Origin of the sequence: Pseudomonas ekonensis, assembly GCF_019145435.1 — a bacterium.
Classification (GTDB): Bacteria; Pseudomonadota; Gammaproteobacteria; order Pseudomonadales; family Pseudomonadaceae; genus Aquipseudomonas; species Aquipseudomonas ekonensis.
In genome coordinates this window covers 848,478-860,830 of record NZ_JAHSTS010000002.1, presented here as the reverse complement: position 1 = coordinate 860,830, position 12,353 = coordinate 848,478, and the positions used below count along the sequence as shown (strand labels likewise).

Below are 12,353 nucleotides of genomic sequence, written 5' to 3'. Positions count from 1 at the left end.
TTGCGATGTATCAGTCACATGAGTATTGACTGACACGCCGCAATCGCGAGCAGGCTCGCTCCTACAGTGGTTTTGGGGAAGCCGTCATTGACTCCGACACTTCTGGCATAACACTTGCTCTTGCCTTGCCGTGCGACTGTGAAAACCCGATTAATGACGGATTATTGGCATGGCGAAGAGCGAAGCAGCAGCTGTAAAAGACCCCGCAACCAAAGGCAAACTCAAGCTGATCATCCTGATCGTGGTGGCGCTGCTGCTGGCGATCGGTGCCTCCGTGGGCGCGACCTGGTACTTCATGCACAGCGCGCAGAGCAAGCCTGCCCCGGCGGCCGAAGCGGCTCCGGTCGGCAAGCAGCCGGCGATCTTCGAGCCGATGGCGCCGGCCTTCGTGGCCAACTACAACCAGAACGGCCGTCAGCGCTACATGCAGGTGAGCATCACCATGCTGGCGCGCAGCCAGGCGGACCTGGACGCGCTCAAGGTGCACATGCCGGTGATCCGCAACAACCTGGTGATGCTCTTCTCCGGTCAGGACTTCGCCACCCTGGCGACGCCGGTCGGTCAGGAGATGCTGCGTCAGAAGGCCACCGCCAGCGTGCAGGAAGTGGCGCAGAAGGAACTGGGCAAAGTGGTGATCGAACAGTTGCTTTTCACTAATTTCGTATTGCAGTAGGAACACGACATGGCCGTGCAGGATCTGCTGTCCCAGGATGAGATCGACGCGCTGTTGCATGGCGTCGACGACGGTCTGGTACAGACCGATAACGCCGCCGAGCCGGGCAGCGTCAAAAGCTACGACCTGACCAGCCAGGATCGCATCGTCCGCGGACGCATGCCGACCCTGGAGATGATCAACGAGCGTTTCGCCCGCTACACCCGCATCAGCATGTTCAACATGCTGCGCCGTTCGGCGGACGTCGCCGTGGGCGGCGTGCAGGTGATGAAGTTCGGCGAGTACGTACACTCGCTGTACGTGCCGACCAGCCTCAACCTGGTCAAGATCAAACCGTTGCGCGGCACCGCGCTGTTCATCCTCGACGCCAAGCTGGTGTTCAAGCTGGTGGACAACTTCTTCGGCGGCGACGGCCGTCACGCCAAGATCGAAGGGCGTGAGTTCACCCCGACCGAACTGCGCGTGGTGCGCATGGTGCTGGAGCAGGCCTTCGTCGACCTGAAGGAAGCCTGGCAGGCGATCATGGAAGTCAACTTCGAGTACATCAACTCGGAAGTGAACCCGGCCATGGCCAACATCGTAGGTCCCAGCGAAGCCATCGTGGTGTCCACGTTCCACATCGAACTGGACGGCGGCGGCGGCGACCTGCACGTGACCATGCCGTACTCGATGATCGAACCGGTGCGCGAGATGCTCGACGCCGGCTTCCAGTCGGACCTGGACGACCAGGACGAGCGCTGGGTCAACGCCCTGCGCCAGGACGTGCTCGACGTGGCGGTGCCGATCGGCGCCACCGTCGCCCGCCGCCAGCTGAAGCTGCGCGACATCCTGCACATGCAGCCGGGCGACGTGATCCCGGTCGAGATGCCGGAAGACATGATCATGCGCGCCAACGGCGTGCCGGCCTTCAAGGTCAAGATGGGCTCGCACAAGGGCAACCTCGCGTTGCAAGTGATCGAGCCGATCGAGCGGCGCTGAGCCGCGCCTCCACCCCCTTTTGGTTTTTACCGGTTTTTTTGCCCGCCGAGGACAAATGATGAACGACGATATGAACACCCAGGACGACCAGGCGCTGGCCGACGAATGGGCTGCGGCCCTGGAAGAGACCGGCGAGGGCGGCCAGGCCGACATCGACGCGCTGCTGGCGGCTGACGCCGGTGTGTCCAGCTCCAACCGTGTGCCGATGGAAGAGTTCGGCAGCCACCCGAAGAACAATGAGCCGGTGTCGCTGGACGGTCCGAACCTGGATGTGATCCTCGACATCCCGGTGTCGATCTCGATGGAAGTGGGCAGCACCGACATCAACATCCGCAACCTGCTGCAGCTCAACCAGGGCTCGGTGATCGAACTGGACCGTCTGGCCGGCGAGCCGCTGGACGTGCTGGTCAACGGCACCCTGATCGCCCACGGGGAGGTGGTGGTGGTCAACGAGAAGTTCGGCATTCGCCTGACCGACGTGATCAGCCCAAGCGAACGCATCAAGAAGCTGCGCTGAGTGAACAAGGCGCTCGGTTTCTTGTCGGCAATGGCGTTGCCGGTCGCAGCGCTGGCGGTCGAGCCGGCGGCGACTGCCGCCACGGCGGCCGCCCCTGCGGTCAGCGGCGGCGTCGCCGGTCAGTTGACGCAACTGGTGCTCGGCCTGCTGCTGGTGCTCGGCCTGATCTTCTTTCTCGCCTGGCTGCTGCGCCGGGTGCAGCAGGCCGGTCCCGCCGGCAAGGGCCAGGTGATCGAGCTGATCGGCTCCCGCGCGCTCGGCCCCCGCGACCGCCTGGTGCTGGTGCAGGTCGGCAACGAGCAGATCCTGCTCGGCCTGAGCCCCGGCACCATCACCGCGCTGCATGTGCTCAAGGAGCCGGTCGACGTGCCGGCCGCCGCCGAAAAGGCCACTCCGGAGTTTGCCCAGCATCTGTTGAAGGTGCTCGGCAAGGATCAGAAGGATAAGAAGTAATGGGTGCGTTGCGCATCGTCTTGACCCTGGCCCTGATGCTGGCCGCGCCGCTGGCGTTCGCCGCCGATCCGCTGTCGATCCCGGCGATCACGCTGGGCACCAACGCCGAGGGCGCGCAGGAGTATTCGGTCAGCCTGCAGATCCTGCTGATCATGACGGCGCTGAGCTTCATTCCGGCGTTCGTCATCCTGATGACCAGCTTCACCCGGATCATCATCGTCTTCTCGATCCTGCGTCAGGCCCTGGGCCTGCAGCAGACGCCGTCGAACCAGATCCTCACCGGCATGGCGCTGTTCCTGACCCTGTTCATCATGGCGCCGGTGTTCGACCGGGTGAACAACGACGCGCTGCAGCCTTACCTGGCGGAGAAGCTGACCGCCCAGCAGGCGGTGGAAAAGGCCCAGGTGCCGATCAAGGACTTCATGCTGGCCCAGACCCGCTCCACGGACCTTGAGCTGTTCATGCGCCTGTCCAAGCGCACCGACATCGCGACGCCTGAGCAGGCGCCGCTGACGATCCTGGTGCCGGCCTTCGTGACCTCCGAGCTCAAGACCGCGTTCCAGATCGGCTTCATGATCTTCATCCCGTTCCTGATCATTGACCTGGTGGTCGCGAGCGTGCTGATGGCGATGGGCATGATGATGCTGTCGCCGCTGATCATTTCCCTGCCGTTCAAAATCATGCTGTTCGTGCTGGTCGATGGCTGGGCGCTGATCATCGGCACCCTGGCCAGCAGTTTCGGAGGTGTATCGCCATGACGCCTGAAGTTGCGGTCGACATCTTTCGCGAAGCCTTGTGGCTGACCACCATGATGGTCGCGATCCTGGTGGTGCCGAGCCTGCTGGTGGGGCTTCTGGTGTCGATGTTCCAGGCGGCGACGCAGATCAACGAGCAGACGCTCAGCTTCCTGCCGCGCCTGCTGGTGATGCTGGTCACCCTGATCGTCGCCGGCCCCTGGCTGGTGCAGACGTTCATGGAATACATCACTCAGCTGTACAAAAACATTCCGCTGGTCATCGGCTGAGCCATGCAATCGCTGCTTCAACTGACCGATACCCAGATCAGCACCTGGGTGGCGACGTTCATGCTGCCGCTGTTCCGCATCGGTTCGATGCTGATGGTGATGCCGGTGTTCGGCACCACCCTCGTGCCCAAGCGCATCCGCCTCTACCTGGCGCTGGCGATCACCGTGGTCATCTCGCCGAACCTGCCGCCGATGCCGGCGGTCAGTCCGCTGGACCTGAGCGGTCTGCTGATGATCGCCGAACAGATCCTGGTCGGGGCGGTGCTGGGCTTCTCCCTGCAATTGTTCTTTCAGGCATTCGTGGTGGCGGGGCAGATCGTCGCCATTCAGATGGGCATGGGCTTCGCCTCGATGATCGACCCCACCAACGGCGTGTCGGTGGCCGTGATCGGGCAGTTCTTCACCATGCTGGTGACGTTGCTGTTCCTGGCGATGAACGGCCACCTGGTGGTGTTCGAGGTCCTGACGGAAAGCTTCACCACGCTGCCGGTCGGCGGCGGCCTGATGACCGCCCACTACTGGGAGCTGGCCGGCAAGCTCGGCTGGGTGCTCGGCGCGGCGCTGCTGCTGGTGCTGCCGGCGGTCACGGCGCTGCTGGTGGTCAACATCGCGTTCGGCATCATGACCCGGGCGGCGCCGCAGCTGAACATCTTCTCCATCGGTTTTCCGCTGACCCTGGTGCTCGGCCTGTTCATCGTCTGGGTGGGCCTTGCGGACATCCTCAATCAGTACCAACCGCTGGCCGCCGAGTCCTTGCAGTTGCTGCGCGAACTGGCACGGGCACGCTGAGCCATGGCTGAGAGCGAGAGCGGTCAGGACAAGACAGAAGACCCCACGGAGAAGCGCAAGAAGGATTCCCGCGAGAAGGGCGAGATCGCGCGCTCCAAGGAGCTCAACACCCTGGCGATCATGCTCGCCGGCTCCGCCGCGCTGCTGATCTTCGGCGGCATGCTGGCCGAGGACCTGATGGAACTGATGCGGGTGAACTTCACGCTGTCGCGGGAAGTGATCATGGATCAGGGTTCCATGGGCCGGTTCCTGATGAGTTCGGGGCTGATGGCGCTGTTGGCGATCCAGCCGATCATGATCACCTTGCTGCTCGCGGCGCTGCTGGGGCCGATCGCGCTCGGCGGCTGGCTGTTCGCCGCCGGCTCCATGGCGCCCAAGTTCAGCCGGATGAACCCCCTGTCGGGAATCAAGCGCATGTTCTCGGCCAAGTCCGTGGTCGAGCTGCTCAAGGCGCTGGCCAAGTTTCTTATCACTCTGGCGGTGGCGCTGGTGGTGCTGTCCGGCGACGTCGACGACCTGCTGCGCATCGCCCACGAGCCCCTCGAGAAAGCGATCATCCACAGCGTGCTGCTGGTGGGCTGGAGCACCTTGTGGATGGCCTGCGGACTGATCGTCATTGCGGCGGTGGACGTGCCGGTGCAGATCTGGGAGAGCATCAAGAAGCTCAAGATGACCAAGCAGGAAGTGCGCGACGAGCACAAGGACCAGGAGGGCCGTCCGGAGGTCAAGCAGCGGATCCGCCAGGTGCAGCGCGAGATGTCCCAGCGGCGGATGATGGCGGCCATTCCCCAGGCCGACGTGGTCATCACCAACCCGACCCACTACGCGGTGGCGCTCAAGTACGACGCCGACAAGGGCGGCGCGCCGGTGCTGCTGGCCAAGGGCACCGACTTCCTGGCGCTGAAGATCCGCGAGATCGCCACGGCCAACGAGATCATGCTGCTCGAATCGCCGGCCCTGGCGCGTTCGATCTACCACTCCACCGAGCTCGAGGAAGAAATCCCCGGCGGCCTGTACCTGGCGGTCGCCCAGGTGCTGGCCTACGTCTACCAGATCCGCCAGTACCGCGCCGGCAAGGGCAAGCCGCCGGAGCCGCTCAAGGACGACCTGCCGATTCCGCCGGACCTGCGGCGCGATTCCTGAGTTCAGCGCCGATCACCGTCGCTCCCACAGGGAAACGCATTCCAAATGTAGGAGCGAGCCTGCTCGCGATAGCGGTTTGTCATTCACCTTTCAGTGGCTGGACGATTGCTATCGCGAGCAGGCTCGCTCCTACAAAAAAGCAAGGTAATCCCTTCTATTTCAATCCCCGGCAAAAGTTGGAAGGCTTTTTGCAGTAGCCGCCGTGCGCCCGCTTCGGGCGTCAAAAGTTTGCTTGAAAGGAACGGGGAAAACCGGTGGATCGCTCTCAGTTAATCAACAGTGCCCGCAGCAACCTGTCGGAGCTCAGCCGGGGCAATCTGGGTGTGCCGCTGTTGCTGCTGGTCATGTTGGCGATGATGATGTTGCCGGTGCCGCCGTTCCTGCTGGACGTGTTCTTCACCTTCAACATCGCGCTGTCCATCGTCGTGCTGCTGGTGTGCGTGTACGCCTTGCGGCCGCTGGATTTCGCCGTGTTCCCGACGATCCTGCTGGTGGCGACGCTGCTGCGCCTGGCGCTGAACGTGGCATCGACGCGGGTGGTGATGCTCCACGGCCAGGACGGCCATGCCGCCGCCGGCAAGGTGATCCAGGCCTTCGGCGAGGTGGTGATCGGCGGCAACTACGTGGTCGGCATCGTGGTGTTCGCCATCTTGATGATCATCAACTTCGTCGTGGTGACCAAGGGTGCCGGGCGGATTTCCGAGGTGAGCGCGCGTTTCACCCTCGATGCGATGCCCGGCAAGCAGATGGCGATCGACGCCGACCTCAACGCCGGCCTGATCGACCAGACCCAGGCCAAGGCCCGCCGGGCGGAAGTGGCCCAGGAGGCGGAGTTCTACGGTTCGATGGACGGTGCCAGCAAGTTCGTGCGCGGTGACGCCATCGCCGGCCTGCTGATCCTGTTCATCAACCTGATCGGCGGCATGGCCGTCGGTATCTTCCAGCACAACATGACCTTCGCCGACGCCGGCAAGGTGTACGCCCTGCTGACCATCGGTGACGGTTTGGTGGCGCAATTGCCATCACTGCTGCTGTCCACCGCCGCCGCGATCATGGTGACCCGTGCCTCGGGTTCCGAAGACATGGGCAAGCAGATCAACCGCCAGATGTTCGCCTCGCCCAAGGCGCTGGCCGTCGCGGCCGGCCTGATGGCGATCATGGGGCTGGTGCCGGGCATGCCGCACTTCTCCTTCCTGACCATGGCGGCCCTGGCGGCCGGCGGCGCCTACCTGTTCTGGAAGAAGCAGAACGTGGCCAAGGTGCAGGCTCTGGAAGAGGTCAAGCGCCAGCAGGAACTGCTGCCGTCGCCGGCCCGCGCCCTGGAGACCAAGGAGCTGGGCTGGGACGATGTGACGCCGATCGACATGATCGGCCTGGAAGTCGGCTACCGCCTGATCCCGCTGGTGGACCGCAACCAGGGCGGGCAACTGCTGGCGCGGATCAAGGGCGTGCGCAAGAAGCTCTCCCAGGACCTGGGCTTCCTGATGCCCACCGTGCACATCCGCGACAACCTCGACCTGGCGCCGAGCGCCTACCGCCTGACCCTGATGGGCGTGATCCTCGCCGAAGCCGAGATCTACCCGGAGCGCGAACTGGCGATCAACCCGGGCCAGGTCTACGGCACGCTCAACGGCATCACCGCCAAAGATCCGGCTTTCGGCCTTGAGGCGGTGTGGATCGAAGTCAGCCAGCGCGCCCAGGCGCAGTCGCTCGGCTACACCGTGGTCGACGCCAGCACCGTGGTGGCGACCCACCTGAACCAGATTCTGTACAAGCACTCCAGCGAACTGATCGGCCACGAGGAAGTGCAGCAACTGATGACCCTGCTGGCCAAGAGCTCGCCGAAGCTGGCCGAAGAGCTGGTGCCGGGGGTCGTCACCCTGTCGCAGTTGCTCAAGGTGCTCCAGGCGTTGCTGGCCGAACACGTGCCGGTGCGCGACATCCGCAGCATCGCCGAAGCGATCGCCAACAACGCCGCCAAGAGTCAAGATACCGCCGCGCTGGTGGCGGCCGTGCGGGTCGGCGTATCCCGCGCCATCGTCCAAAGCATTGTAGGCACTGAGTCCGAGCTGCCTGTGATCACCTTGGAACCAAGGTTGGAACAAATTTTGCTCAATAGTCTGCAAAAGGCAGGACAAGGCTCGGAAGAGGGCGTTCTGCTGGAGCCGAGCATGGCCGAGAAGCTGCAGCGTTCGCTCATCGAAGCGGCCCAGCGTCAGGAAATGCAAGGCCAACCGGTGATCCTGCTGGTGGCAGGCCCGGTCCGCGCGATGCTCTCGCGCTTCGGTCGCCTGGCAGTTCCCGGACTGCACGTGCTGGCCTACCAGGAAATTCCGGACAACAAGCAAGTGACCATCGTTGCGACAGTAGGGCCCAACGGCTGAGGTAGTGGTTTATGCAAGTTAAGCGTTTTTTCGCCGCCGATATGCGTCAGGCCATGAAGCTGGTTCGTGATGAGCTGGGCGCTGATGCCGCCATCATCGGCAACCGCCGCATCGCCGGCGGTGTCGAGCTGACCGCGGCGCTGGATTACAAACTGTCGGCGCTGGCCCCGCGCGTGCCGAACATGGAACTCGAAGACGAGCTGCGCAAGACCCAGTCGCGCATCGTCACCGCCCAGGCCGAGCTGAGCCTGCGCGGCGAAGCCGACGGCAACACCAACCGTCAGTTGTTCGCCGGGCTGCCGTTGACCGCCGGCTTGCCGCTGACCGCCGCCGAACCGTTGTCGGAGCCGGCCTACGCCGCACCGGCCCGTCCCGCACCGGCGCCTGCGCCGGCCCCGGCCGGTGTCGATCCGCGCGCCCTCGACTCGATGCGTTCGGAGCTCAACAGCCTGCGCGAGCTGATGGAAGTTCAGCTCGGCACCCTGGCGTGGAACCAGTTGCAGGGCAACCGTCCGGCCCAGGCCAACCTGTACCGCCGCCTGCAGCGCATCGGCCTGTCGGGCCCGCTGTCGCGCGACCTGCTGGCGATGATCAGCGACGTCGAGGAGCCGCGCCAGGCATGGCGCATGCTGCTGGCGCACCTGGCGCGGATGATCGGCGTGCCGGAGGTCGAACCGCTGGAAGAGGGCGGGGTGATCGCCATGGTCGGCCCCGCCGGCATGGGCAAGACCACCACCCTGGCCAAGCTCGCGGCGCGTTACGTGCTCAAGTACGGCGCGCAGAACATTGCCCTGGTGAGCATGGACAGCTTCCGCATCGGCGCCCAGGAACAGCTCAAGACCCTGGGCCGGATCCTCAATGTGTCGGTGACCCACGTCGATCCGGGCCAGTCCCTGGTGCAGGCGCTGGACCCGCTGCTGCGCAAGCGCGTGGTGCTGATCGACACCGCCGGCCTGCAGGCCAGCGATCCGGCGCTGCGCATGCAGCTGGAAAGCCTGGCCGGCCGCGGCATCCGCTCCAGGAACTATCTGGTTCTGGCCACCACCAGCCAGAAACAGGTGCTGACGGCCGCTTATCACAGTTACAAGCGTTGCGGGCTCGCCGGTTGCATCCTGACTAAACTGGATGAGACGGCCAGCCTCGGCGAAGTGCTGAGCCTGGCGATCAGCCACGAACTGCCGGTCGCCTACCTGACCGACGGCCCGCGGATCCCGGATGACCTGCATCTGCCGCGCCGTCACCAACTGGTCAGCCGCGCCGTCAGCGTGCAAATGCAGGAAGAACCCAGCGAAGAAGCCATGGCCGACATGTTCGCTGATATCTACCACAGCCCGACCAAGCAGGTCGGCTGAGGTAATGAACAGTTTTTGTACCTACATCGATGGCCTGCCACGCATTGTTCCGGTCGTGAACGCGCAGCCAGTAATGTGGCCTCCGTCTATGCAAGACAAGGTAAAGAAATAACATGGGCAGCATGCATCCCGTACAGGTGATCGCGGTGACCGGCGGCAAAGGTGGCGTCGGCAAGACTAACGTGTCAGTGAACTTGTCCCTGGCGCTGGCAGAGCTTGGCCGTCGGGTCATGCTGCTGGACGCCGACCTGGGTCTGGCGAACGTCGACGTTCTGCTGGGCCTCACACCCAAACGCACCCTGGCCGACGTGATCGAAGGCCGCTGCGAGCTGCGCGACGTGCTGCTGCAGGGCCCCGGCGGGATCCGCATCGTGCCGGCCGCCTCAGGCACCCAGAGCATGGTGCACCTGAGCCCGGCCCAGCATGCCGGCCTGATCCAGGCCTTCAGCGACATCGGCGACAACCTCGACGTGCTGGTGATCGACACCGCTGCGGGCATCGGTGACTCGGTGGTCAGTTTCGTGCGCGCCGCCCAGGAGGTGCTGCTGGTGGTCTGCGACGAGCCGACCTCCATCACCGACGCCTACGCACTGATCAAACTGCTCAACCGCGACTACGGCATGAACCGTTTCCGCGTCCTGGCCAACATGGCCCAGAGCCCGCAGGAAGGGCGCAACCTGTTCGCCAAGTTGACCAAGGTCACGGATCGCTTCCTGGACGTCGCCCTACAATACGTCGGCGCGGTGCCTTATGACGAAAGCGTGCGCAAGGCGGTGCAGAAGCAGCGTGCGGTCTATGAAGCCTTCCCGCGTTCCAAGTGCGCCCTGGCCTTCAAGGCGATCGCTCAAAAGGTCGACACCTGGCCGCTGCCCGCCAACCCGCGCGGCCACCTCGAGTTTTTCGTCGAGCGTCTCGTGCAGCAAACGGCAGGGCCTGTGCTATGACCGCCAGCGGTATGAACCTGTACAAGAAGTCGGCGCGCGATGCGCAGTACGAGCTGATCGAGCGTTATGCGCCGCTGGTCAAGCGCATCGCCTACCACTTGCTGGCGCGGTTGCCGGCCAGCGTGCAGGTCGAAGACCTGATCCAGGCCGGGATGATCGGCCTGCTCGAGGTCTCGAACAAATACGACGCCAGCAAGGGCGCCAGTTTCGAGACCTACGCGGGCATCCGGATCCGCGGCGCGATGCTTGACGAGGTGCGCAAAGGGGACTGGGCACCGCGCTCGGTCCACCGCAATACCCGCATGGTCAGCGACGCGATTCGCGCGATTGAAGCTAAAACCGGCCGTGACGCTAAAGATCACGAGGTTGCGGCCGAACTCCAATTGAGTCTCGACGATTACTACGGGATTTTGAACGACACCCTGGGCAGCCGGCTGTTCAGTTTCGACGACCTGCTGCAGGACGGCGAACACGAAGGGCTGCATGAGGATGGCGCCAGCGCTCATCTTGAGCCGTCGCGCGATCTGGAAGACGAACGCTTCCAGGCGGCGCTGGCGGACGCGATTGCCAATTTGCCGGAGCGCGAGCGACTGGTGTTGGCGCTGTACTACGACGAGGAACTGAACCTCAAGGAAATCGGTGAGGTCCTTGGCGTCAGCGAATCGCGGGTCAGCCAGTTGCACAGCCAGTGCGCGGCCCGTTTGCGGGGGCGTTTGGGGGAGTGGCGAGCGCGCTGAAGGCAGTGTGGGGACACTGCGAACGAGGCTGGTGCGGTGGTGAGCGGCACCGGTCTCGATCCGTTGTGCTCCAGACAGTCATCGAGAGTGCCTTGCCGGATTGAATGAAATGGCGCGTCCCGTTGCCGGGCGCGTTTAAGACTGCTTGGAGGTCGAATTGAACAAAGACATGAAAATCCTCATCGTTGACGATTTCTCAACGATGCGGCGGATCATCAAGAACCTGCTGCGTGACCTGGGGTTCACCAACACCGCCGAGGCCGACGACGGCAACACCGCGTTGCCGATGCTGGAAAGCGGGCACTTCGATTTTCTGGTCACCGACTGGAACATGCCCGGCATGACCGGCATCGACTTGCTGCGCAAGGTGCGCGCCGACGAGCGCCTCAAGCACCTGCCGGTCCTGATGGTGACGGCGGAAGCCAAGCGCGAGCAGATCATCGAAGCGGCCCAGGCCGGCGTCAACGGCTACGTGGTCAAACCATTCACGGCCCAGGCTTTGAAAGAAAAGATCGAGAAGATTTTCGAACGCATCGGCTGATGAACGCGCGGGGGAGCTATGGAGCATAAAGAGTCTTCACAGGGCGACTTCGAGTCGACGCTGAAAAAACACGCGGTCGAATTGGTCGACAGCCTTGAAAAGGGCAAGTTCGGCGAGGCCGTGCAACTGATCCATGAGCTCAATCAGACCCGTGACCGCGGCCTGTACCAGGAAGTGGGCAAGCTCACGCGCGAGCTGCACAGTGCGATCGTCAATTTCCATATCGATCCGCACATGCCCCAGGCCGAAGAGGTGTCGCAGATCACCGATGCGACCGAGCGCCTTGGCTATGTGGTCAAGCTGACCGAGAACGCCGCCAACCGCACCATGGATCTGGTGGAGAGCGCAACGCCGGTGGTCAACGCGCTCGCTGACGAAGCCCAGGCGCTGAGCGCCGATTGGGGCCGGTTCATGCGTCGCGAGGTCGGGGCCGAAGAGTTCCGCGAACTGGCGCGCCGGGTCGACGGTTTTCTGGCGCGCAGCAGCGCGGACAGCCGGGCGGTGTCGGGCAACCTGAACGACATCCTGCTGGCCCAGGATTACCAGGACCTGACCGGTCAGGTGATCAAGCGCGTGACCCAATTGGTCACCGAAGTCGAAAGCAATCTGCTCAAGCTCGTGCTCATGGCCAGTCAGGTGGACCGCTTTGCGGGCATCGAACATGACCGTGCGGCGATGCTTGCCGAAAAAGATCCGCAAAAACATCTCTCGCAGGGTGAAGGTCCGCAGATTCATGCCGATAAACGAGAAGACGTTGTGTCCGGTCAGGACGATGTGGACGATTTGTTATCCAGCCTTGGATTTTGAGTTTTTTTGGG

14 protein-coding genes are annotated in these 12,353 nt (G+C 63.6%); all 14 read left to right on the top strand.

The genetic code is table 11. The features are described 5' to 3' along the window. Positions 1 to 169 precede the first annotated feature (169 nt). A complete protein-coding gene (gene fliL / locus KVG96_RS16925) occupies positions 170 to 673 on the top strand; it encodes a flagellar basal body-associated protein FliL (RefSeq protein ID WP_217893127.1) in 504 nt (167 codons plus the stop codon). Between the two features lie 9 nt (positions 674 to 682). After that, positions 683 to 1,651, top strand: a complete 969-nt coding sequence (gene fliM / locus KVG96_RS16920) for a flagellar motor switch protein FliM (RefSeq protein ID WP_085577803.1) — start codon at positions 683 to 685, stop codon at positions 1,649 to 1,651. A 58-nt stretch (positions 1,652 to 1,709) separates the two neighbouring features. Further along, entirely contained in the window at positions 1,710 to 2,168 is a 459-nt protein-coding gene (gene fliN / locus KVG96_RS16915; RefSeq protein ID WP_085577802.1) for a flagellar motor switch protein FliN, read from the top strand. Beyond that, positions 2,169 to 2,621, top strand: coding sequence for a flagellar biosynthetic protein FliO (fliO, locus tag KVG96_RS16910; protein ID WP_437180507.1), 453 nt, complete (start codon positions 2,169 to 2,171; stop codon positions 2,619 to 2,621). Then, a complete protein-coding gene (fliP, locus tag KVG96_RS16905; RefSeq protein ID WP_085631148.1) occupies positions 2,621 to 3,379 on the top strand; it encodes a flagellar type III secretion system pore protein FliP in 759 nt (252 codons plus the stop codon). Before fliO ends, fliP begins: the two co-directional genes overlap by 1 nt. Further along, entirely contained in the window at positions 3,376 to 3,645 is a 270-nt protein-coding gene (fliQ, locus tag KVG96_RS16900; protein ID WP_085577799.1) for a flagellar biosynthesis protein FliQ, read from the top strand. The genes fliP and fliQ overlap by 4 nt, the downstream gene beginning before the upstream one ends. A 3-nt stretch (positions 3,646 to 3,648) precedes the next feature. Further along, the gene (gene fliR / locus KVG96_RS16895) at positions 3,649 to 4,434 is read left to right on the top strand and encodes a flagellar biosynthetic protein FliR (RefSeq protein WP_217893126.1); all 786 of its coding nucleotides are present in this window, start codon (positions 3,649 to 3,651) and stop codon (positions 4,432 to 4,434) included. 3 nt (positions 4,435 to 4,437) lie between these two features. Next, positions 4,438 to 5,577 (top strand): flagellar biosynthesis protein FlhB, encoded by a 1,140-nt coding sequence (gene flhB, locus KVG96_RS16890; RefSeq protein ID WP_085577797.1) that lies wholly within the window; start codon positions 4,438 to 4,440, stop codon positions 5,575 to 5,577. Positions 5,578 to 5,831: 254 nt separating this feature from the next. Beyond that, positions 5,832 to 7,961 carry a flagellar biosynthesis protein FlhA gene (gene flhA / locus KVG96_RS16885; RefSeq protein ID WP_217893125.1) on the top strand — a complete coding sequence of 710 codons (2,130 nt, stop codon included), beginning with the start codon at positions 5,832 to 5,834 and terminating at the stop codon, positions 7,959 to 7,961. Positions 7,962 to 7,972: 11 nt separating this feature from the next. Then, positions 7,973 to 9,313, top strand: a complete 1,341-nt coding sequence (gene flhF, locus KVG96_RS16880) for a flagellar biosynthesis GTPase FlhF (protein ID WP_217893124.1) — start codon at positions 7,973 to 7,975, stop codon at positions 9,311 to 9,313. A 113-nt stretch (positions 9,314 to 9,426) separates the two neighbouring features. Further along, positions 9,427 to 10,257, top strand: a complete 831-nt coding sequence (fleN, locus tag KVG96_RS16875) for a flagellar synthesis regulator FleN (RefSeq protein WP_003222917.1) — start codon at positions 9,427 to 9,429, stop codon at positions 10,255 to 10,257. Further along, positions 10,254 to 10,994 carry an RNA polymerase sigma factor FliA gene (gene fliA / locus KVG96_RS16870; protein WP_085577794.1) on the top strand — a complete coding sequence of 247 codons (741 nt, stop codon included), beginning with the start codon at positions 10,254 to 10,256 and terminating at the stop codon, positions 10,992 to 10,994. Before fleN ends, fliA begins: the two co-directional genes overlap by 4 nt. A 169-nt stretch (positions 10,995 to 11,163) precedes the next feature. Further along, a complete protein-coding gene (locus KVG96_RS16865; protein ID WP_085577793.1) occupies positions 11,164 to 11,535 on the top strand; it encodes a chemotaxis response regulator CheY in 372 nt (123 codons plus the stop codon). Positions 11,536 to 11,553: 18 nt separating this feature from the next. Continuing rightward, positions 11,554 to 12,342: a protein phosphatase CheZ gene (locus KVG96_RS16860; RefSeq protein WP_217893123.1), complete on the top strand. Its 789-nt coding sequence runs from the start codon at positions 11,554 to 11,556 to the stop codon at positions 12,340 to 12,342. The last annotated feature ends 11 nt before the right edge of the window (positions 12,343 to 12,353 follow it).